This is a genomic window from Nocardia vinacea, from assembly GCF_035920345.1.
Lineage (GTDB): Bacteria > Actinomycetota > Actinomycetes > Mycobacteriales > Mycobacteriaceae > Nocardia > Nocardia vinacea_A.
On the sequence record NZ_CP109149.1, the window covers coordinates 9,283,497 to 9,304,624 of the forward strand.

General features: G+C 65.5%; 19 protein-coding genes. 4 read left to right on the top strand and 15 right to left on the bottom strand.

The genetic code is table 11. The features are described 5' to 3' along the window. The first annotated feature begins 259 nt into the window (after positions 1-259). Both OIE68_RS42065 and OIE68_RS42070 read left to right on the top strand, forming a co-directional pair. Positions 260-3,286, top strand: coding sequence for an alpha-mannosidase (locus OIE68_RS42065; RefSeq protein WP_327096443.1), 3,027 nt, complete (start codon positions 260-262; stop codon positions 3,284-3,286). A gap of 196 nt (positions 3,287-3,482) precedes the next feature. Beyond that, positions 3,483-6,341, top strand: coding sequence for a BTAD domain-containing putative transcriptional regulator (locus OIE68_RS42070; protein ID WP_327096444.1), 2,859 nt, complete (start codon positions 3,483-3,485; stop codon positions 6,339-6,341). On the opposite strand, the gene OIE68_RS42075 is transcribed toward OIE68_RS42070, so the two are convergent. The 13 genes from OIE68_RS42075 to OIE68_RS42135 all read right to left on the bottom strand — a co-directional run bounded on the left by OIE68_RS42075 (position 6,259) and on the right by OIE68_RS42135 (position 18,776). Further along, positions 6,259-6,798, bottom strand: a complete 540-nt coding sequence (locus OIE68_RS42075) for a phage tail protein I (protein ID WP_327096445.1) — start codon at positions 6,796-6,798, stop codon at positions 6,259-6,261. The genes OIE68_RS42070 and OIE68_RS42075 overlap by 83 nt on opposite strands. Beyond that, a complete protein-coding gene (locus OIE68_RS42080; RefSeq protein ID WP_327096446.1) occupies positions 6,795-8,771 on the bottom strand; it encodes a putative baseplate assembly protein in 1,977 nt (658 codons plus the stop codon). Before OIE68_RS42080 ends, OIE68_RS42075 begins: the two co-directional genes overlap by 4 nt. Continuing rightward, the gene (locus OIE68_RS42085) at positions 8,768-9,190 is read right to left on the bottom strand and encodes a GPW/gp25 family protein (RefSeq protein ID WP_327096447.1); all 423 of its coding nucleotides are present in this window, start codon (positions 9,188-9,190) and stop codon (positions 8,768-8,770) included. Before OIE68_RS42085 ends, OIE68_RS42080 begins: the two co-directional genes overlap by 4 nt. 2 nt (positions 9,191-9,192) lie before the next feature. Further along, positions 9,193-9,474: a PAAR domain-containing protein gene (locus OIE68_RS42090; protein ID WP_063041004.1), complete on the bottom strand. Its 282-nt coding sequence runs from the start codon at positions 9,472-9,474 to the stop codon at positions 9,193-9,195. 19 nt (positions 9,475-9,493) lie between these two features. Then, entirely contained in the window at positions 9,494-11,326 is a 1,833-nt protein-coding gene (locus tag OIE68_RS42095; protein WP_327096448.1) for a VgrG-related protein, read from the bottom strand. Positions 11,327-11,328: 2 nt separating this feature from the next. Then, positions 11,329-12,078 carry a LysM peptidoglycan-binding domain-containing protein gene (locus tag OIE68_RS42100; RefSeq protein ID WP_327096449.1) on the bottom strand — a complete coding sequence of 250 codons (750 nt, stop codon included), beginning with the start codon at positions 12,076-12,078 and terminating at the stop codon, positions 11,329-11,331. Between the two features lies 1 nt (position 12,079). Further along, complete coding sequence (locus tag OIE68_RS42105) at positions 12,080-12,517, bottom strand: phage tail protein (protein ID WP_327096450.1); 438 nt, start codon at positions 12,515-12,517, stop codon at positions 12,080-12,082. Positions 12,518-12,535: 18 nt separating this feature from the next. Next, entirely contained in the window at positions 12,536-13,216 is a 681-nt protein-coding gene (locus tag OIE68_RS42110) for a hypothetical protein (protein WP_327096451.1), read from the bottom strand. A 1,779-nt stretch (positions 13,217-14,995) separates the two neighbouring features. Continuing rightward, the gene (locus OIE68_RS42115) at positions 14,996-15,202 is read right to left on the bottom strand and encodes a DUF6760 family protein (RefSeq protein ID WP_327096452.1); all 207 of its coding nucleotides are present in this window, start codon (positions 15,200-15,202) and stop codon (positions 14,996-14,998) included. After that, complete coding sequence (locus OIE68_RS42120) at positions 15,151-15,597, bottom strand: hypothetical protein (RefSeq protein WP_040699503.1); 447 nt, start codon at positions 15,595-15,597, stop codon at positions 15,151-15,153. Before OIE68_RS42120 ends, OIE68_RS42115 begins: the two co-directional genes overlap by 52 nt. Beyond that, positions 15,597-16,040 carry a phage tail protein gene (locus OIE68_RS42125; protein WP_327096453.1) on the bottom strand — a complete coding sequence of 148 codons (444 nt, stop codon included), beginning with the start codon at positions 16,038-16,040 and terminating at the stop codon, positions 15,597-15,599. The genes OIE68_RS42120 and OIE68_RS42125 overlap by 1 nt, the downstream gene beginning before the upstream one ends. Positions 16,041-16,063: 23 nt before the next feature. Then, positions 16,064-17,605 carry a phage tail sheath family protein gene (locus OIE68_RS42130; protein WP_327096454.1) on the bottom strand — a complete coding sequence of 514 codons (1,542 nt, stop codon included), beginning with the start codon at positions 17,603-17,605 and terminating at the stop codon, positions 16,064-16,066. Positions 17,606-17,849: 244 nt separating this feature from the next. After that, the gene (locus OIE68_RS42135) at positions 17,850-18,776 is read right to left on the bottom strand and encodes an MBL fold metallo-hydrolase (RefSeq protein WP_327096455.1); all 927 of its coding nucleotides are present in this window, start codon (positions 18,774-18,776) and stop codon (positions 17,850-17,852) included. Positions 18,777-19,086: 310 nt separating this feature from the next. Between OIE68_RS42135 and OIE68_RS42140 the strand changes: the two genes are divergently transcribed. Beyond that, on the top strand, positions 19,087-19,548 hold the full coding sequence (locus OIE68_RS42140; RefSeq protein WP_327096456.1) for a DUF6228 family protein: 462 nt from the start codon (positions 19,087-19,089) through the stop codon (positions 19,546-19,548). 293 nt (positions 19,549-19,841) lie between these two features. Next, positions 19,842-20,150 (top strand): putative quinol monooxygenase, encoded by a 309-nt coding sequence (locus OIE68_RS42145; protein WP_327096457.1) that lies wholly within the window; start codon positions 19,842-19,844, stop codon positions 20,148-20,150. Here the strand turns inward: OIE68_RS42145 and OIE68_RS42150 are convergent. Then, a complete protein-coding gene (locus OIE68_RS42150) occupies positions 20,147-20,635 on the bottom strand; it encodes a hypothetical protein (RefSeq protein ID WP_327096458.1) in 489 nt (162 codons plus the stop codon). The genes OIE68_RS42145 and OIE68_RS42150 overlap by 4 nt on opposite strands. A 183-nt stretch (positions 20,636-20,818) precedes the next feature. Continuing rightward, positions 20,819-21,115, bottom strand: a complete 297-nt coding sequence (locus tag OIE68_RS42155) for a hypothetical protein (RefSeq protein ID WP_327096459.1) — start codon at positions 21,113-21,115, stop codon at positions 20,819-20,821. Positions 21,116-21,128: the final 13 nt, after the last annotated feature.

The window sequence follows — 21,128 nt, forward strand, 5'->3', positions numbered from 1 at the left end:
TTTCTTGCTTCCTTTATGAGCTGGGCCAGTCGACCTTCCAGACTGAGCATTTCGCCTCCCGAGCGCGCACAGCTGCGTGTCCGTCGGCGTCACCGAAGCCCGGTTCGCCGATCAAATAAGCCGCATTCATTGAGCCGTTAAGTAACGGTACATCAATTGGTGGAATGATGAAAGGGGCTGGTATCACCCGGAATTCACTGTGCTGTCGGACAATGGGGCGGTTGGTGATCACTCCTCCGGTCCGATGGGAGCCAGCGCTGTGCACGATGATCGTCGGTTGATCGAGAACCGCCTCGGGCGGGTCCTCGCAGAGCGGATCGTTCCAGCGATCTATCCGGAGTCGGTGCCGCTGCGGGCATCGATCTGGGTTGCGCCGGATGAGCCGGTGCCGGTTGCCGAGGGATTGGCCGCGCCCCGGACGCCCATCGAATCCGGTGCCAGATGGGGTGCGCCATGGGGGACCAGCTGGTTCACGGTCGAGGGCACGGTGCCTGCCGAGTGGGCGGGCAAAACCGTCGAGGGGATCATCGATCTCGGTTTCGACCGGAATATGACGGGCTTCCAGTGCGAGGGTCTGGTCTATCGGTCGGACGGATCGCCGGTGAAGGGGCTGCACCCGCGTAACCAGTGGGTGCGGGTGGCGTCCCCGGCGGTCGGTGGCGAGCATGTGCTGTTGCACGTCGAGGCGGCTTCGAACCCGATCATCCCCTTTTTCTCGCCGAACGCTCTCGGTGACAAGCTCACTGCTGGTAACGAGCCGCAATACCGGCTGGGCCGAATGGATCTCGCGGTTTTCGACGACGAGGTCTGGCAGCTGGTGCAGGATCTGGAGGTTCTCGGCGAGCTGATGCATGAGATGCCCGAGGAACCTGCCCGCCGCTACGACATCGTGCGTGCGATCGAGCGCGCACTCGACGCCGTCGATCTACAGGATGTGAACGCCACCGCTACGGCGGCGCGCGAATGCCTGGTCGATGTGCTGGCCAAGCCCGCGGTACCGTCCGCGCACACGATTTGCGCGGTGGGGCACGCGCATATCGATACGGCGTGGCTGTGGCCGCTGCGCGAGACGGTGCGCAAGGTCGCTCGTACGACCGCGAATATGGCCGCGTTGTTGGCCGACGAGCCCGAGTTCATCTATGCGATGTCGCAAGCCGCGCAGTTCGACTTCATCAAGCAGCACCGTCCCGAGGTCTACGAGCGGGTCAAGCAGGCGGTATCGGAGGGACGGTTCGTGCCGACCGGCGGTATGTGGGTCGAGGCGGATACGAATATGCCGGGTTCGGAAGCGATGGCGCGGCAGTTCGTACACGGTAAGCGGTTCTTTCTGGCGGAATTCGGTGTCGAGAACGAAGAGGCGTGGCTGCCCGACACCTTCGGGTTCGCCGCCGGACTGCCGCAGATCGTCAAGGCGGCCGGATCGAAATGGTTACTGACACAAAAGATTTCGTGGAGTCAGATCAACCAGTTTCCGCACCATACCTTCTTGTGGGAGGGGATCGACGGAACCCGGATCTTCACTCATTTTCCGCCGGTAGATACCTACAACTGTTCGATGCACGGTCGTGAGATCGCCCATGCCGCACGGAATTTCAAGGAAAAGGGCCGTGCGTCGATATCGCTCGCGCCGACCGGCTGGGGTGACGGTGGTGGCGGCACGACGCGGGAGATGATCGCGAAGGCCGCCAGGATGGCCGATCTCGAGGGTTCGCCCAAAGTGGTGTGGGACTCCCCATCCGGCTTCTTCGCCAGGGCCGAGGCCGAGTACGAGAACCCGCCGGTGTGGGTGGGGGAGCTGTATCTGGAGTTGCACCGTGGCACGTTGACCAGTCAGGCGAAGACCAAGCAGGGCAACCGGCGCAGCGAGCACCTGCTGCGAGAGGTCGAGCTGTGGGCCGCCACCGCGGCGGTGCGGAAGAACTTCGAATATCCGTACGCGGCGTTGGACCGAATCTGGAAGACGGTGCTGCTGAACCAGTTTCACGACATTCTGCCCGGCTCGTCGATCGCATGGGTGCACCGTGAGGCGGAGCAGACGTATGCGGCGGTGGCCGAGGAGCTGACGGCGATTATCGAGCGGGCGCAATGGGTGCTCGGTGGTGAGCGGGTGGGACCGAATATGTTCAACCCGACGCCGCATACCTGGCGAACGGTTCCGGCCGGTGCGGCGGCTCCGGTGGATTCGAGTGACTCATGCTCAGTGGTCGAGCGTGCAGGTGGCGGGTTCGTCCTCGACAACGGCCTGGCGCGAGTCGAAGTGGACGCGCGCGGTCTCGTCGTATCGATGTTCGACCTCGAGCATCAGCGCGAGACGCTGCCACCGGGTTCGGCCGCGAATCTCCTACAGCTGCACCCGGATTTCCCGAATTCTTGGGACGCTTGGGATGTCGATCTCTTCTATCGAAACCGGGTCATCGACCTGACCGAAGCGGAATTCGTCGCGGCAGATCCGGATTCGCATGGCGCAGCCGTGGTGCGGGTCGGCCGCTCATTCGGGTCTTCCGAAGTCGAGCAGACCCTGACACTGCGGACGGGCGCGCGCGGTCTGGATATCGACACCACCGTCGACTGGTACGAGACCGAGAAATTCCTCAAACTTGCCTTCCCCCTGGACATCCACGCCGACCGCTATGCGTCCGAAACCCAATTCGGGCACCTCTTCCGGCCCACCCACACCAACACCAGCTGGGAGTACGCGAAGTTCGAAGCCTGCAGTCACCGCTTCGTCCACTTCGCCGAGCCCGGCTGGGGTGTGGCGCTCGTCAACGACTCGACCTACGGCCACGACGTCACCCGTACTGTTCGAGCCGATGGCGGGACAACGACAACACTGCGGTTTTCACTATTGCGGGCACCCCGGTTCCCGGATCCGGAGACAGACCACGGTACGCACCACTTCCGGCACGCCCTGATTCCCAGCGCTTCGATCGGAGATGCCGTGCGCGCGGGCTACCGCATCAACCTCGACACCGCGCGCCCCGGTGTCGCCGAACCCGTTGCGCCACTGTTCATTATCGACAACGACGCCGTTGTGACCAGCGCCGTCAAACTTGCGGACGACGGCAGCGGCGACGTCGTGCTCCGCGTCTACGAGGCCCACGGCGGCCGAGCCTCGGCGCTGGTAACCACAGGCTTCGATATCGCCGGATTTCAGACCTGCGATCTACTGGAACGCCCACTGCCAGGAGAGACCTCCGCGGCCGCGGAGGCCGCAGGAGTCCGCCTGCAGCTGCGACCTTTCCAACTCGTCACCCTCCGGTTCGCCCTCCCACAACTGGACCGCTGACCATCATGTGCTGCTGTTGGTGGTCGCTCGGGGCCGACGCCGCCACCAACGCATGGTGATCGTTTGACCAGCATGGAGTAGGTATTCCACTACGCGACTCACCTGGGAAATTCGCGTAGTCGGATACCCGTGTCCGGGTGCTCGACTCGGCGCAAACTCAGGGGTGAGGTTGGGGATGGCCGGGAGGAGGTGTTGCGTGGTCGATTCAGGCGCCACGGCACCGTCTGGGGGCCGGCGGCTGGGATTGCAGCGGCCCAGGTTGCTGCGCCGGATGGCGGATGCCGATGTCACGGTTGTCATCGCGGCCGCGGGTTCGGGGAAGACGCACCTGCTGCAGCAGTATGCCGCGGCCAGCGGCGATGGCGTGGCCTGGTACCGGGCCGATCCGGACGATATCGATGCCGAGTGTTTCGTGCGGCGGCTGCGGGCGGTGTCGGAGCACGGTCCGCGAACCCTGATCGTGGATGATTTCCACTTCGTCGTCGGCGGGCCCGCCGAGTCGGCCTTCGAACGGTTCGCATTGTCGGATCCGGTGACCGGTGCGCGTGTCGTACTCGGTTCCCGGGTGCGTCCCACCGTCAATCTGATGCGCGCGGAAATCGGTCGGGTGACCGTGCTGTCCGGTGACGATCTGCGCTTCCGCTGTTGGGAGGTCGAGGAGCTGTTCTCGAGCGTCTACGGCCATCGCCTGCCGCCGGACGAGGCGGCGGCGCTGTCCCGGTTCACCGATGGCTGGGCGGCGGGTCTGCACCTTTTCCACCTCGGCACCCAGACCCTCGGCGCTGGTGCGCGGCGAGCGGCGATCCGCGCGCTCAGTGGCAGGGCGCGCTATCTGCAGGGCTATCTTGCGCACACCGTGCTCGGTGAGCTGCCCGCCGAATTATGTGAATTCCTGCGCCGCACACACGTTTTCGAGACGGTCAGCGCCGAGCGCTGCGACCGGCTGCTCGATCGCACCGATTCGGCGGCGCTGCTGGCCGAGTTGGAGCGGCGCCAGGCACTGACCAGTTCGGACGACGACGGCCACAGTTTCCGCTACCACGAGGTGCTGCGCCAGCATCTGGCCTCGGCGCTGCGCGAAGAACTCGGCGCGGCGGAGGCGGCCCGGTGGTGCCGCAAGGCCGCGATCCAACTCGAGGACGAGCAGGCCTATCCGGAGGCGGCACGGTTGTTCGCGCGTGCGGAACACTGGACCGAGGTGGCCAGGCTGCTGAATACGCACGGGGCGCGGGTGGTCGGTGATCCGCAGAGTCCGGTGTGGTGCGCGGGCCTGCCCGCATCGGTGGTCGAGCAGGATCCCTGGCTGTCGTTGGCGACGGCTCGTCGTGAGGTGGCGGCCGGAAATCTGCGGCGGGGGTCGCAGCGGTATCGGCATGCCGAGCGGCTGTTCTCCGAGCCCGATCTGCGCGCTGCGGCCGCGCGGGAACGGCGTCTGGTCGATATCTGGCTCGATGCCGCGCCGCAGGTCGAACTGCATTGGCTCGATCGGATCCGCGCCGCAACGACACGTCGTCCGTTGGACTATGTCGACGATGACAACGGTTGTGCTGGAATGGCTTTCGCACACACCTGTGCCTTGCTGCTGGCCGGTCACGTGCGTCGAGCCGGTCAGCAAGCCCAGCTGTCGGTCTATGATGCGGCGGTTCCGATGCTCGAGCTGTGGACACAGTTCGTCGGCACCATCGCGGCGATGGTCTGTGGTGAGCACGTGGGGATGCGAATCGAGTTGCTCGCGGGTGAGGCCGAACGCGCGGGTGCGACGGCGTTGCTGCGGCAGTGCCGCGCGCTATCGCAGCTCGGCGGCTCCGAGGTCGCCGCGGAATGCGATGCGGCAGGTGATCATTGGGGAGCCGCGCTGGCGGCGGCGATCGCGGCGTATCGGGCACTGCTGGCGGGCGAGCCGTCGATGTCGTTGTGGCGGGTGGTCAGCGAACGGTGCGTGCGGTTGCGCGCGGATACACCGAAGGCGTGGGCCTTGGCGTTCGAAGCCTTGGCGGCCGCGGCCGAAAGTGCGGGGGATGCCGAAACCAAGGCGACGCGCGCCGAGGCGTTCGCTCGTACGACCGGCGTACCCGGTGCCCGCGCGATCGCCCTACTCGCCAACGCAATTCGAACCGACAATGTCGCCGCGGCACCGTTCGCTGCCGCGCGTGCACTCGCTGTGGAAATCGGTATGCCATTACCGACGGCACTCGTCGACCGTATTGTTGAGCCGAAATCCGTTGTTGCACTGCCGATTCCGAGTAACACAGACCTGCGGTTGCGCTGTCTCGGTGCTTTCGTAGTCGAGGTCGACGGCATCGAATTGGATCCGCGGGCCCTCCGGCCACGCGCCGCCGCGACCCTTCGCTACCTAGCGATGCGCACTGGGCGGTGGGTGCATCGTGACGACCTGGTCGCGGCGCTGTGGCCCGATCTGCCCGAAGCCCAGGCCCGGCAGAGTCTGCAGGTGAGCGTATCCGCGGTTCGGCGTTTCCTCGAACCCGATACCGGCCGCGGCAAGTCGACGCTGCTGATGCGCCGGGGCGAGACGTATTCCCTTGTCCTGAACGGCCGTAGCACCGCCGACGTTGTCACCTTCGAAACGGCGCTGGAGACGGGCCGGTCCGCGCTGCAGCTCGGTGACGAGGACCGTGCGCACAGTGCGTTCACGGCGGCATTGGTCGAATATCGAGGCGAACTACTGCCCTCGGATGGAGCCGTCGAATGGGTGGTTGCCGAACGCGATCGGCTCCGAACCCAAGCGTCGCTCGCCGGTGTCACCCTCGCCGAACTCGAGCTGTGCCGCGATCGTGCCGCCGCCGCAATCGACGCATTGCGGCGCAGCCTGGATATCGATCCGTACCTGGATCGCGCCTGGCGGCTGCTGATATCGGCCTACCAGCGCGCGGATGATCTGGCCGCCGCGGAGCGAGCCCGGCGCGACTACGCGAAAATGCTCGCCGAGCTGGGCGTTCAATCCGCGAATCCGGTCACCGTGCTTGTCGGGCCAGCTCGAACGGCACGTGCGCCGGGCACATCGCCTCGACCGCGCGTGCGATCCGCTGCCGGGTAGGCGCATCCCAGCGGTCGGCGGGTACCAGCACGACCAGGCGTGGCGCCGTATCGCCGGGTGCGACGGTGTCGGGTGTGCGGGACCACCGTGCGCCGCCGCTTTCCACCACCTCCACCTCGCAGCCGCCCACCCTGCGGATGTGCTCCTTCAATGCCGCGACACCGCCGCGCCGCGCGTGCACGCCGACTGCGGCCGCGACAACGGCACGCAGCCGATCCGTCGGCCACTGCTCGTCGGTGTCGGCATCGACCCAGCCCGCGAGCCAGGTCAGGAAGTCGGCGGGGGCGAGCGCGGGATCGACGTAGGTGTGCAGGGCGTCGAGGGTGAGGAAGACCGGGGCGAGGATCTCGTCCATCCCGTTCGTCCAGCGCTGGACGAACGGGTCGTCCAGGTAGATGCCCGGCAGGAACTCGCCGAGTGGATGCGCCGACGGCAGTCCCGCGACCGTGCCCCTCATGACGTCACCTTGATTTGATGCTCGAACGAATACGCCAAACCGTTGGGCGGCAAGGTGATTCGCTGGGCGGCTTCACCGCGCGTGCCATTGATCGGATCGGCGGGGTACAACCGCAGGTCGTCGATCTGCTCGACGCCGTCGACACCCTGCAGTACCGCATACAGTTCCCCTGCTTGCACCGACCTGCCGAGCGGCCAACCCTGACCGCTCGGACCATCGGTCACCGGGTGCAGATAGCTGTTGAGCGCTCGGATCGCACTGGCGCGGACCCGAGCCGGATCGCTGGTCGCGCGTGCGCGCACCGCGCCGACGACGGTCACCCCGCGATAGCGCGGTGGTTCGACGATCAGGCGGGCCCCGATCATCCGCCGTTCGTCCAAATACGCGACGACACGCTGCAGCAACTCGTCGGATGGCTGGAGCCGTTCGAACGGGACGGTCGCCGTCTCGTCGCTGTCGACCTCGGGAACGATCAGCACCCGGACCACCGCCGCGTCCTGGCCCGTGCCCGCAAGACAGTGGGCGCGGGCGACGCGCGGCGAGGAGGCCACCGCGAGCAACTCGTAATCCCTTGTGGTGACGGCACGTTCGCGAGTGCGCAGCATCATCGGCGCGCGCAGTTTCGCATTCTCGACCGTCTCGCCGTCCACACCGCCGGTACCGGGCCGCCGGTTCTCGATGCGCGAAACGTAGGGCAGCGAGCTGCGCAGCGAACGTACGGTGCCGCGTGCCACATTGCCGCGACGCCCGCCACCGGTTCGGTAGAGCGGTACCCGCATCGGCGCACCCTTCGGCGGCACCGCACCGTAGCGGGTGATCGAGCCGTCCGGCTGACGGACGGCTGGGCCGAAGACGATGACGCCCGCGGCGGCGTCGAGGGTGAAGTGCCGGTCGTCGGGTCGGCTGTCGCCGAAGTGCTCGACCCGCGTCCACTGCTGCCAGCCATCGCCCGCGGCGACCTCGACGACGATATCCTCGTCCGGCTCGGCGACGACGGGGCGCTGCTCGAGCGGAAACTCTTGTGCTGGAACACCTTCGGACATGCCGACGATCTCGTCGCGCACGATCTCGGCATAGCGGGCGTCGACAGTTCCGCCGATGGTGAAGGCTGATGCGGCGAACACCCGGGGAGCGCCGGTATACGGCGGTTGGCCGGGGCGCACGGGCACCACACGGCAGCGCAGCCAGCCCGCTGTGCGCCGTTGGATCGGCGACGCCCGGTGCGTGGGCGGCACGTGCAGCACGATATCGCCGGGACGGTTGAGGCCACCGGTGTCATCGCGTTCGAGTTCACAGCCGGCCCAGCGGCGTCCGTCCCATGCCTCCCACACGAGTGGCGGCTGGCGCGGATCGACGCCGACACCTTCGACGCGGCAGTCGAATCGCAGTACAACGGCGCACGAGGGCACCGGATTCGACAGCCCGACGTACATCGTGTCATCGGGTGCGGGTGTGGGGGAGAAGCAGGCGAATTGCGCTCCGGTGGTCAGCTCGTCGGTGCGGTCGAGCACGGGCCCGCCTGCGGCTCCGGTCGCGATCGCGGTCAATGTGCACGGCACGATCGGCAGGTCAGCGGTAGTAGCGAAGACGACGGGTTCGATTGTCTCGGTGCGCCATTGGTCGGGTCGGCTGATGTCCTCGCGATCAGTGGCCGTCTGTGTGCCGACGGGCACCAGCACGACCTCCTCGCGCGGAGCGGAGAGCCAGAAGGTGACCGGGACGGTTGCCGCAGCCGGTGGAAACAGTCGAATACCAAGGAGCTCGAGGAATTTCAGGTAGAGCCGGTCCGGCACCCGGTTGAGCCGATAGAGCAGTTGGTCGACCACCATGGCGTACGTCTCCAACAGGGTGACGCCGGGATCGGAGACGTTGTGATCGCTCCATTCCGGACAATGCTGCTGGACATAGCGTTTCGCGTCATCGACGAGGCGCTGGAAGCTGCGGTCGTCGAGGTTGGGTGCGGGCAGCGTCATGACACACCACCCGAATTTTCGGCGTGCTGCGGGATGACATAGAACGGGAACACCAGATTGCGCGGGTCGTTGCGGCCCCGAATGCTGTACCGGACATCGATATACAGCGTTCCGCTGTCCACATCATCGAAACGCACCTGCACGGTGTCGACGTCGATGCGCGGCTCCCACCGCTCCAGCGCGGCGCGCACCTCGTAGACGATCTGTCCGGCGGTCGCGGCATCCGCCGGTGCGAATGCGAATTCATGGATGGCACAACCGAATTCGGGCCGCATCGGACGTTCACCGGGTGCGGTGCCCAGGATCAGCCGGATGCTCTCCTTGATTTCCTGGTCCGCGCCCACCAGCGCGATGGCGCCGGTGTAGTCGGTTCGCATGGGAAAGAACGCCCAGCCCGCGCCGATGAACTGTTCGGCCATGGTCATCCTCCGATCAGGACGGTCGGGCAGCCCATGGCGATCGGTGCGCCACAGGCCGATAGATCGCCGACGCGAGCGGCGGGCATCCCGCCGATCAGCACCGTCGGACAGCCGGGACCTGCGATCGCCGACGGCGGATGGACGGCAGGCGGCGGAAATGAGCAGATATGCGGCGTGCCGACGGTGGCCGCGGGCATGCCGCCGATCAGCACCGTCGGCACGCCGGGGGGTCCGATCACGCCGGGGTGCGCGGTCGGATCCGCAACGCGAGCGGCGGGTGGCATATCGACCACTTCCTTTCCGTCAGTTGATCCGGACCATGGCCGCACGCACGGTCGCGGTCGCTCCGGCCGTCAATTCCGCACTGGTGCTGCCGTTTACGGAAACCGTTGTGCCTCGCACCTCGATACCCGCGGTGCTGGAGACCTGCACCGGTCCGGCGCCACCGTCGAGGGTGATCCCGGACTTCGCGCCGAGCGAGATGTCATTGCCGGTGAGCTTCAGGGGCCCGGTGCCCGCGTCGACCGTCACGCCATTGCGGGCCGAGATGGTGACCGTTCCGTCGCTGTGGACGGTGATCGTGGTCTGCTGCTGGTCCAGGTCGAGGGTGAGTTTCTGGTCGCCGGTCGCCACATGGACGCCCTGAGCGCCCGCCGCCTGTTCACGGAATTCGACGCGGTGGCCGGTGCGGGAGACGATCGAGCGCCGGTTCACCGCGCCGCTGGTGCGGTCCACGAGATCACCTGCACCGGTCGGGGGCATGTCGACGCCGTTGTACAGGCCGCCGATGACGTACGGCCGTCTGAAGTCGCCGTGTTCGAACGCGACGAGTACTTCGTCGCCGACCTCGGGCAGGAAAAGCGCGCCGCGTTCGTGGCCCGCTCCCTGCTGCACGGTCCGGGCCCATACGCTGACGAAGCCGTCGGCCAGCCACGGGAAAGTGATGCGGACTCTGGCCATATTCGCCGGATCGTTGTTATCGCTGACCTGTCCGATCACCACACCCGCAAAACCAGCGCGAGTCGAATGCGCTTGTGCCGCGCCACTGACCAGCCCCGCGAGCGTGCGATCACGCCGTCCGCTGACGATAACGCTGGTCGTATATCCGGTCTCCGGATCGAAGGTGTGTCGCGACGCCGTCACGGTGTACTTGCCCTCGAACGGTTTACCGGCATTGGCCAGTGCGACGGCCGTGCCCGCGCGCACCTTCGGGTTGCCCCGCAGCACCGCCTCCAATTCCGCGAATCCGCTCGCGACCTGTTCGGCCAGGGCCTTGCAGGCGACGTCAACCTCACCCTGGGTGCCGTACGGTGCTTGCGCGCCAACGAGTTTCGGTGCTTTGAACAGGCTCGCGAGGTCGTCCGGTCGCACGCCGTTCTCGGCCGTCACGGTCTTCGCGGGGGCATCGGCGACGACGGCCTTCTTGCGCATCACATCCCAGCCGCGGACCTGCACACCGGGTACCTGGTCGGCCGAGGTGACAATGGCGCGCAGCCGCAACACATTTCGCCCCAGCTCCAGGACGAACGGGTCCTCGGTCGCCTTGGCCTCGGTGCGCGGTGCGGTGCCCGCCGTGGTGGGTTTGCCGAAGTCGAGTTTGCCGTCGGTGACCGCCACCTCGACGCCGCTGTCGGCCGCGAGCTGGCGCAACAGCTCCCAGTCGCTGACATTGCCCTGCGAAATCTGTTCCAGCACAGGACCACCCGCGGCGACCTTGCCGATATCGACACCCGCGTCGCTCGCGATCCGGCGCGCGACATCCGCGGCCGACATGTGTTCGAAGCCGGTCACCCGCCGTCCGCGTTGCAACCGGTGCGATTTGTCGAGCCCGCGCACGGTGGTAAAGGTGCCGGTGCCGTCGAACTCCTTCTCGATCGCGGTGACCTCCGCCGACAGCAGCGGCACCGGCGTGTTCGCCTCATTGGACGCGACGCCGAGTTCGACCGGCGCGCCGATTTTGATATTCGCCTTGTCCAGGACAATGTTCTGGGGGTCGCGGAAGCGCAGTACGAAAAGGTCTGGCGCGCTACGGTTGTCGTCGACCATGCCGTGGGTGAGCAGCGCCGCGATATCGGCGGGCAGCGGTGTGCCCGCGATACGGACGAGCAGCTGATTGGTGAAGTCCTGGGCGGGCATGGCTACTCGAGCTCTTCGGCGGCCGGAATGAGCAGTTCCGTACCGGGCCGCAACCGCATCGGGTCATCGATATTGTTGGCGGTGGCGACGGCGCGCCAGCGGGTCGGATCGCCGTACTCGCGCCAAGCGATCGAGGCGAGGGTATCGCCCGCGATGACGGTGTGTATCGTGCGCGCCGTCAGGCTGCCCGAGGTCGGATTCTGTTTGGGCTGATCGGCGGCGATCTCCTCGATCGTGACCGTCGCGGTGCCGCGGATCGGCAGACCGCCCGCGGTGAACAGGGTGTACTTCACCGCCACCGAACTCACATATGCCGTGAATCCGGTCAGCCCGCCCCAGTGGAAGATCACCCACGGCGGGCTCGACTTCTTCTTGTCGTGGCTTTCGTCGGTGGGCACGCAGCAGGCGAACAGCCGCTCGACGGTGTCGACCACCTTGGTGTCCTGCTGTGGGCCCGCGTCGAGGAACATTTCGAGGGTGAGCTTGGCGGGGTCGGCGCCCTTGAACTCGGGCACGCCGCTCTTCTTACTGCCTTTCTGCGCATCGCGATTCCACTTGGCGGACTTGGTAACCGACAGCTCCTTGGGGTTGAACTGGAAGTCGATCTGCCCGCGGCGCGGGCCGGGTTGCAGCGAACCCTTCTCCACCGGCGGATCGCGCACCTCGAGAAACGCATGCTCCAATTTCGGTCGGCCGCTACCGGATCGGTCGGCGCCCGCACTGCTGGCGGCGAAGGCGATCGGCGCGGGCATCTCAGGCCTTCCCCGGCTCGACGAAACCGTGGTGGGTGATCTCGATGGTCTCCACAGCAACCTTCGGTGATTCGGCATTGAGCGAGGGTCCGGTCCAGCGCACCGGCATCACGCCGAGCAGACCCCACTGCGCGACCACGGTGCCGTCGGCGGTCATGGCCCGTATCTGGCCGGTTTTCGCGCGCACGCCCGTTGCGACGCTGCCGAACCACGCGGCCACCTTCGCCGTATCCGGGGTGACCGGACGGCTGAGTTTGATGGTGGAGAATTTGATTCGAGTGGGCAGCTGCCAGACGAAGCCGTTATTGCCGCCCTCCTCGCGCTGCTCCATCACCACTTCGCAGCCGAGGCCCTCGCAGCTGTTGAATGCGCCGAGGCTCATATTGTCGATCGTCACGACGAAGCAGACGCTGACCGCGGGGTCGAGATCGGTTGGCATGATGGTCTCCTCGGGTGATCAGAGAGTGAGGTCGAGGGCCGTGCCCGCGCGCTCGCGATCGAGGCGCAGTTCGGCCTTGAGTTTGCGGACGATCGGGTCGTACAGGCGGGCGACGAGTGCGTCGATGTCGGTGGGGGAGGTGCCGGAAGGTGTCGGAGTCCCGTGGGCGGCAGTCGCGTTGGCGGATATGGGCGCGGCGTCGGTCGATGCCCTGCCGGACGGATCAGTGGTGGTCGCCGTGTCGGGGAGGCGGGCCACAGTGGGTTCGGCATGTTCTGTGGTTTTCGGTGGTTCGGGAGTGGCGTTGTGCGCGAATGCGGCGGCGATGTCTGCGGCGCTCGGGGGTGTCGGCCCCGCGACTCGCTGCAGTTGCATCGGGGACCACACCGGCGCATCCGGGACGTGGTCGGCAGTACGTGCACTGAGGGGATCTGCCGCGGACGCGGTCGTGGTCGCGGCGCGGGAGAAACCGGTCGAACTGCCGATACCGATGATGCGCTGAAGGCTGGCCGGGATCGCGGTGCGTGACGGTTCCGGTGAAACGGGGCGCGGGCGGGACATGACGGTGCTCGGTCCCGATATGGGTGCGTTCGTCGCGGGCAGGCGCTGTGCCGTGGCCGATGCCCGGAGGGCGGTATTCGTCCGTCCCACCGGCTGCCATCCCGCTGAGCGCTGCACCATCGTGGGCGGTGCGAACATGCCGACTGTTCCAACAACGCCCGGTGCCGTACTCGAGGGTTCGGTGGGTGCGGGAGGCGGGGGCGCTGGGGTTGGCGAGTTCGTATCGAACTCCATAGAGCTGCTCCAGTATTCGGGCACGGCCGGATCGGTTGCCGTGCGCTGCACCGGCGTCTCGGCGCGAGGTGGAAGCGGACCTGACGGGATGTGCGTATCCGGCTGTCCAGTTCGGCGTTGCAGGGTGCGCGTCGCTAGTGATGGTGCGGTGAAGGATGGCGGCGCTGTGGCCGTAAACGTTTGGGCCGCAGACGATTCTGACGGAACGGCGGGGTTTACCGGCGAGTCCGGCACGATGTCGAGTTCACGCGGAAACGCAGGCCGGTTGGCGGAATCAGGTATGGTCCCAGGGCCTGCGGCGGAGGCGGGCCAGTGGGTGGACTCGGATGCGGTTCCCGGGCGCAGGGTGGTGTCGGGAGATATCGCAGGTACAGGCAGCGGGCCGTCGACGGAGATCGCTGTGTCGATTGCTCCGATCGTCGGCGCTGTTCGGTCGGAGATCGGCACCAATTCTTCTGAGATCGGCGTCGGCTGCTCAGGGGTAGGTATCGGCGACTCGGAGGTCGGCACGGGCTGTTCGACGGTGGGTATCGGCGGCCCGGAGGTCGGCACCGACCGCTCGAGGGTCGGCATCGCGTGCTCAGATGTCGACACTGATTCCCCAGAAGAATCTGGAGCCCAACCGATTTCGGAGTAGTCGTCGTACGATTCCGCGCGCTGAATCGGCAAAGGCGCGCTCGCGCTCATCGCCGGGGGCGTCGGCGGCAGGACCGGTTCCGTTCGTGCGTCGGCCGATAGTTCGGCCGCGCGATGGATCACGTCGTGTGTGCCGCCGACGTAGCTCCGCTGAATGCCGGGCAGCTCGGCAGGCGACGGGTATGCGAGCCCCGAATCGCCTTCGCCAAGGGATCGTTGAACGAAAGGCGGCGTCGAATGCGTTGGTTCGTTGGTCTCCGGCAGGGGAGCACCGAGCCCGTACCGTCGTGGACGCAGGGGCGAGATCGAGCGCTGCACCGGCATCGTTGAATCGAGATGCGGCGGTGCGGGATCGGACGGCGTGTCTTTTGTCGCGGCGGGGTCGTCGGCTCGGCTCTCCGGCGCGTCACCGCTCTCATTCGGTGGTAATGGCCCGGACGGTTCCGAATCATATTGTGCGACTGAAAGATCGCTCGCCGGTGAGGAGTCCTGCGAAAGTGATGCTACTGATGCCGGTGTCGACGATGCCGGGGTCGGCACGATCGGAACCGGACGAATCTCCGGTTCGAACACGTGCCCGGCCGACACGAACTCGCTGCCAGGCTGTCCGAGGCGGGCGAGGACCGCCGGACCTGCGGAGCCGACCGGACGTGCCGAGCCCACCGGACCAGTGGACCCCGCTGGACCAGCGGACCCCGCCGGTGCCGCGAACTCGCGCTGCATCACCGCTGGCCGGTGCTCAGTCGCGGAACCTGACGCGTCCGAGTGGCGTTGCACGGCAACCGGGTTGCTATCGAGCCCCGCCACGAACCCGGACGGCGCTTCGGCATCGACCTCATGCACCACCGGCCCCCGAAAGGACGGATCCCGATGCGAGACGAGCTCATCCGCGAACCGCGCCGGACCACTGATCAGCGATGGCGCTGCAACAACCCGTTGCACCGGCGGCATCGCGGGCCAATCACGCACCCGCACAGTAGGTTCCGACTCATGCGCTGACTCGATACGCCGCCACGGCAACAGTCGGTCCAACCACCCCATCGCTGATCACCTCCCTCGGGCCCTGGTATTGATGCGGTCGATCTCATCGGCGAAGCGCCGCCGATCCGGATGCTCCAGGTCGAGGATTTCGGCGAGCGGCCAATGGAAGTGGTAGGCGACGTACGAGATCTCCTGGAGCAACGAATCGACCCCGTACGTCGCTATTCCCCCACGCGGCTGCCCGCGAGGTCGATGGTGAATTCGTGCGCGCACTCCGGACAGGTGACCCCGGCCCTGCTGTGGCCCTCGGCATTGATCCGCTGGTACAGATCCTGCAGAAAGGCCAGGTCGGATGCGAACAGATCCTCGACGATGCCGGCGTGGATATCGGTGAGGGTGCCCAGTCGGGTGATCACCCGCGCGATCAGCACGACCGACAGATACGCCGGATTCTCCCGGACCCGATCGTCGCGCAGGGGCACCAATTCGTCACGCGCGGTGGCCAATCGCATAGTGCCGCTGCGGTGCACAGTCCCCGACGGGTCGAGGTAGCCGCGCGGCAGCACGAACGGAAACTCCGTCCGCATTACCGGCTCGGGCGCCGACTCGACCCGCGTATCCACCGCTACCGCGCCGAGTCGGTCGACCCCACTGTGCACACGGCGCATTACTCGACCTCGAGATTCTCGTAGGTGATGACCAATTTCTCGGTGAGCACGCTGGTATCGCCCGCCTTCAAGGAACCGATTTCCAGCGACTTCGGCCAGGCATTGGTCAGCTTGTAGCGCTTCATCGCTTGACCCTCGTAGTCGTAGACGATGATCGCCCCGCCCTTGCGCGCGGCACTCATCTTGCCGAATCGCGAATCCTTGACCCACTTTTCGAAGCTGTTGTCACCAGTGAGACCGCGCGTCAAGGTGACTTCGCCGGCCTTGTACCGTCCGGGCAGCTTCTTGATGACGTACTTGCCGTCGGCGGTGTTCTGCTTGAGTTCGATGACGTCCTGTTCGAGCTTGAGGCCCGACACTTCCGAAATCTGTTTGATCACAACACCGTCGATCTCCAATCCAAAGGAATGACCGACCGACGTGTCGAGGTCTGGGAGCGCCATGATGTCCTACTTTCTGTGGGTGGTCATTCGTTGACGAGGCTGGTGCCGCCGGAGATCTGGGCGAGGCGGAAGACCACGAATTCGGCGGGTTTGACCGGGGCGACACCGATTTCGCAGACGACCTGGCCGACATCGATGGCCTCGGCCGGATTGGTTTCGCGGTCGCATTTGACGTAGAACGCCTCGTCGGGGGTGAGGCCGAACAGGGCGCCCTTACGCCATTCGTTCACCAGGAAGGCGCTGATCGTGCGCCGGATGCGCGCCCACAGCGCGTCGTCATTGGGTTCGAACACCACCCACTGGGTGCCGTTCAGGATGGATTCCTCCATGTAGTTGAACAGCCGCCGGACATTCAGGTACCGCCAGGCCGGATCCGAGGACAGCGTGCGTGCACCCCATACGCGGATCCCGCGCCCCGGGAAAGTGCGAATACAGTTGATGCCCAAAGGATTCAGCAGATCGTGTTCGGGCTTGGTCAGCTGCACCCCGAGAGTGAGCGCACCGCGGACGACCTCGTTGGCCGGAGCTTTGTGCACACCACGAGACTCGTCGTTGCGGGCCCAGATCCCGGCGATATGACCGCTGGGCGGGACGAAGCGTCCGGTGCCCGCGGCAGGGTCGAATACCTTGATCCACGGGTAGTACAGAGCCGCGTATTTCGAGTCGTACCCCGCCTTTTCGACCCGCCACTCCTTGACCTGTTGCGGACCGAGCGCAGGCGGCGGATCCAGGATCGCCACCCGATCACCCATCAATTCGCAGTGCGTGATCATCGCGAGCTGCACGGCCTGCACCGATTCGAGATCGATCGCGCCCCGCTCGTAGGCGCTCATGAGGTCGGGCACCGCGACCATCGTCACCTCATCGATCGCCTCCAGCCCGGAGAAGCCGGTGCGATCGGCAACATCACCCACATAGTCCTCGGCACAGACGCGGTCCGGAGTCGGCTTCGGGGCCGGCGGCACCGCGAGGGTCACGTTGCCGAAGTCCGGACGGGCAAGTGCGCCACCGGAACTCAACTCCTCGATAGAGATGATCTTCGACTGTGCCCGCACGGCCGTCACCACATTGTCCTTACCGCGTTTGGTGGTGACCGGGCCGATCGTTTCCTCTACCTTCGGGCCCCGCTTGACGATGATCGTGAACTGGTCCTCCGGTGCACCGTCACCCGCCGCGGCAACCTCGACGGTGATATCGGGCTTCACATTGCCCGGATCCAGCGCCGCAACCCGATACCCGCCCACCACCGCCTGACGCGTACCGGCGGGAAGCTCCCTGTTCCCCTTGCCATTCCCGTTGCTGTCCACGCCGACCCGGATTACATAGCAGGCGCCACCACCATTGCCGAAAAACCCGTAGACCGCATGCGCCAGATAGCTCCCATCGATGAAATCGCCGAACTGCTGACTGAACTGGCTCCAATTGGTGATGAACGTCGGCTCGTTGAACGGCCCGCGCTCGGCGAATCCGACGAAGGCCGCCACCGCCGTACCGACACCCTCGATCGGTCGCGACCCGGCCTCCACCTCCTCGACATACACGCCAGGCGACAGATAGGTGGGCATTGGGCCTCCTCATTCCGAGGTGAACTGTTCCCACCTAGCGTCGTACGACTATCGCTCCCGCAGTACGCCCGCGCGGCGAGCCGATGGGGAACGGGAAGCTGCCCCATCGTGCAGTCGGATGCGGAAGCTTGAACCTGCGCGATATCGAATCGTTCTCGTGACCGTCTTGGTCGCCGGCATCGGTGTGAGCCCTGAAAGGGGCGAAGGCCCGGCTCGCGAGGTTCGGCTGGGCACTGAGCCGTGATCACCACCGCATGGCGCTGAAGTCGATCGGTTGGGGGCGAAGGGCTTTGACACGTTCGGCCAGGCCTCGCATACGGAGCGCCATCTCGTTTGCCGGAAGCTGTCGGCGACCCCCATGACCGGGCAATAGCCATTCGAAACTAAGCTGATCGGCCGATCGTGCCAGCGACTCGGCCAGTACTTCGACCGAATACCAGGTTACGCTCTCGGCAATTTCGATATCTCCGGTGGTGCGGGACCAGTACAGGCTGTCTCCGCTGAAACAGTATCGGTCGTCGACTATATAAAGCACGCTTCCCACGGTGTGGCCCGGAAACGGATGCGCGATTACGCCGTCGACGATCTCGATGGGATCGGCTCCCCGTATTATCTGATCGGCATCCGGAGATGAATCGAGATCACCCTCGTGAATCCACAGTCGAGCCCGGAATCGGTCTGCGTAGCGCCGGCCGTGCGCGGCGTGATCACGGTGGGTCAGCAGAACGTCCGTCACCACGCCGAGCGCCTCGTATCGCGTTGCCAGCGACTCGCTCCAGCGTGGCGTATCGACCATGAGGTTGCCGCCGCAGCGCCGCAGCAGATAGGAGTTGGCGCCTGCTGTGCGCGACGAATTGTGGCCACACAGGTAAACACCCTCGTCCAGGCGCATCGGGAACGGGTCGAACGCCGCGTTGAGTGACACGTTCCTGCGCCGAACCGACCGGGTTTGACAAGCGAATGCGGCCGCGGCCAGCGCCTGTTCTTCGGCTTCGTCGCGCGGTTGACGCAAAATTTCGGAGCGACCATCGACCTCGCCGATCAAGCCGGGCGCCAATTGCCGGGCCACATCGCAGTTCACGCAGCGATCGTCTACGAACCAGGACATTTGCAGAACTCCCTCCTCGGTGCGACGCAGCAACGGACGCACCTTTTCAGGAATACCAACCATGGCACGGAAATTTCAAGCCTTGACTTATTTTCAAAAGCCTATCTGCGAATACCGCCGACAATTTAATATTAATGCTGCGACGGCGCCTGGATAAGCTGGTGGTAGATGTGATCTGTGGTGTTGTATCGTTTTGTGGCCGAGTTGGATTCGTTGATATCGAGGATTGGTCAGTGATGCTCCGCGGTCCGGTCGGGGTGACCTCGGCCAGCTCGAAAGCCGCCACAGCTGGCACTGGCCCGCGCAGATCCCCATGATTCGACAGGTCAGCGGGATCCGGCAAAGAAGCGTGGACCACGGATAGCATGCGGTGATGGAGTGCGAGTGTGACCAGGATGCCGACCAGGGCATGGCAATATCCCTGGGCGCTCCGGGCGACGGGACATGGGCTCGGCTGTGCAACCGGGTCGATCAATGGGGCGATAACTCGATCCAGGTCTGCGTTCGGATCGGGGCTCCTGGGCTACTCGCCGCCGTGCACCAGGTGACACTTGCTGTCATGGGCGATAGCGATCTCGTCTGGTTCTTCGACGACCTGGCTCGCAACTTCACTGGCTGGGACGGCGCCCGTGTTTGGGAGAGCATGGACCGCGACCTACGGGTTGAGGCGGTCTTCGCTTCTCACGGCTACGTGAGCCTGACGTGGACAGTCAAGCCGTGGCGGCATATGGATGGCAACTGGACAGCCTCCACAACTGTCGTGCTCGAGGCAGGCGAACAGATGCTCCAGTTCGCCAGGGACGTCCACCAGTTCCTCGGGCCCGTGGAACCCTAGCGGGAGCCCAGCCTCCGGCGTGAGACGCTGAGCGCTGATCAGCGCCGGGAGATGTCGGCTGGGCTGTCGTCCTGCGTCTGCGCGACCTGGAGTACCTGGCGGATCCAGCGCGGGCACCGATCGACCACCGCCCGATGACAGACCGAGACAATCGTCGCGTGAGTTGCACTGGAGCCCTTGCTGTTTCGTCATTTTGGCCGACGAGGTATGCGACAAAGTTGCCTCAGTAGCCGAACATGCCGTAGCGCGCCTAACCGCCGAGCACTACCTACCGTCTGTTATACGGTGGGCCAATGTTTGCACTCGTGGTGAAGTTCGACTTGTTCGACGTCGACAAGGCGGCAGCCTTCGACCAGCTCGTCGCCGAGACTGTCAAGAACATCACCGAAAACGAACCCGGCACGCTGGTCTATGCAACCAACACCGTTGACGGTGAACCGCTCTCGCGGATCTTCTATGAGGTGTACCGCGACCGCGATGCGTTCGAGGAGCATGAGCGGCAGCCGCACACCCGGCGGTTCCTGGACAAGCGCAGCGAATACGTCGCGTCATTCCGCGTCGAGTTCCTGGCCCCGGCCGTCGCGAAGGGCCTGCCTACTTAGAGTCGCGGGGCAATCCCGCACCACACGGCGAACCCGTGCACGCTGTCGACGGCGCGGGCCTCAGCGCGAGCAAGCGCTCGGGCGGTCTCGTGAACCATTGGGTTGTAGCGGGTCTGCGCCGGTGCGATCGACTTCGCAGTGAGCAGCGCGTCGAACGCACGACGACGGTCACCGTGAAGTAGGTAGGCGCGCGACAGGTCGATGTAGTGATGGCCTGCACGCTCCTTCGGTGCGTCGGCGGGGAGCACCAGATCGCGGGCGCGGTTGAGCGCCTCGGTGCCGTCCATCGCTTCGACTGCCAGTGCGACCGACCATATGCCGACGTTTGTCGGGCCGAAGCTGAGGACCCGGTCGCGGTCGTCGCCGAGTCGCTCGGCAGTGGCTCGAGCCTCGCAGAGGTGCTCGTCCGCCAGGCGCTGGCGGCGGCCAGACCGTGACACGGCCAGGCCGGATTGCAGGTGCAGCCCACCCCTTCGCAAGACCACATTTCGGCTGTTCGCTATCAAACCGCGGCAGATGATCGCTATGGGGAACCCGCGCTGGCCGCGAAGGTACCCTTCGCAAGGGCAACCATGCCGGCCATTATGTCGGGCACCCGGATGCGCAAATTCGCCGCTGCGCGCTGCGCGCAGGACCGGCTGCAGCAATGGCGGAAAACGTTCACGATTTCAGTCCCCACTGAACCAAAGATACCCATTCTTGCGGATAGCGGTTTCGGCGGCATCGCGCAATACGACAAGCATCTCTGCTTCTTTGTCGTTGTTCGGCGACAGATTTGCTAGTTCGTCCAAAAGCATGGTCAGCTGGGTTGTGTTGAACATTGTGTCCGCGTGCGCGTGAAGACCCCGAAGAATTGAGCCTGCCGGAGCACTTCCTCGATACTTGACGAGCGTATCCTCCACGTCCCCATATACCAGGGCGATCCGTTCGTGGATTTGATTTTGAATAATTATATCGATTCCCAATTCAACTCCTAAC

Bases quoted from the DNA above. Each gene is read 5' to 3' on its own strand.
- OIE68_RS42130 (WP_327096454.1), bottom strand. From the start codon at position 17,605: ATGCCCACCTATCTGTCGCCTGGCGTGTATGTCGAGGAGGTGGAGGCC.
- OIE68_RS42090 (WP_063041004.1), bottom strand. From the start codon at position 9,474: ATGCCACCCGCCGCTCGCGTTGCGGATCCGACCGCGCACCCCGGCGTG.
- OIE68_RS42125 (WP_327096453.1), bottom strand. From the start codon at position 16,040: ATGGCGCTCCCAGACCTCGACACGTCGGTCGGTCATTCCTTTGGATTG.
- OIE68_RS42145 (WP_327096457.1), top strand. From the start codon at position 19,842: ATGTTTGCACTCGTGGTGAAGTTCGACTTGTTCGACGTCGACAAGGCG.
- OIE68_RS42120 (WP_040699503.1), bottom strand. From the start codon at position 15,597: ATGCGCCGTGTGCACAGTGGGGTCGACCGACTCGGCGCGGTAGCGGTG.
- OIE68_RS42085 (WP_327096447.1), bottom strand. From the start codon at position 9,190: ATGGCCGAACAGTTCATCGGCGCGGGCTGGGCGTTCTTTCCCATGCGA.
- OIE68_RS42095 (WP_327096448.1), bottom strand. From the start codon at position 11,326: ATGCCCGCCCAGGACTTCACCAATCAGCTGCTCGTCCGTATCGCGGGC.
- OIE68_RS42135 (WP_327096455.1), bottom strand. From the start codon at position 18,776: ATGGTTGGTATTCCTGAAAAGGTGCGTCCGTTGCTGCGTCGCACCGAG.
- OIE68_RS42140 (WP_327096456.1), top strand. From the start codon at position 19,087: ATGGAGTGCGAGTGTGACCAGGATGCCGACCAGGGCATGGCAATATCC.
- OIE68_RS42100 (WP_327096449.1), bottom strand. From the start codon at position 12,078: ATGCCCGCGCCGATCGCCTTCGCCGCCAGCAGTGCGGGCGCCGACCGA.
- OIE68_RS42075 (WP_327096445.1), bottom strand. From the start codon at position 6,798: ATGAGGGGCACGGTCGCGGGACTGCCGTCGGCGCATCCACTCGGCGAG.
- OIE68_RS42080 (WP_327096446.1), bottom strand. From the start codon at position 8,771: ATGACGCTGCCCGCACCCAACCTCGACGACCGCAGCTTCCAGCGCCTC.
- OIE68_RS42105 (WP_327096450.1), bottom strand. From the start codon at position 12,517: ATGCCAACCGATCTCGACCCCGCGGTCAGCGTCTGCTTCGTCGTGACG.
- OIE68_RS42110 (WP_327096451.1), bottom strand. From the start codon at position 13,216: ATGTTCGCACCGCCCACGATGGTGCAGCGCTCAGCGGGATGGCAGCCG.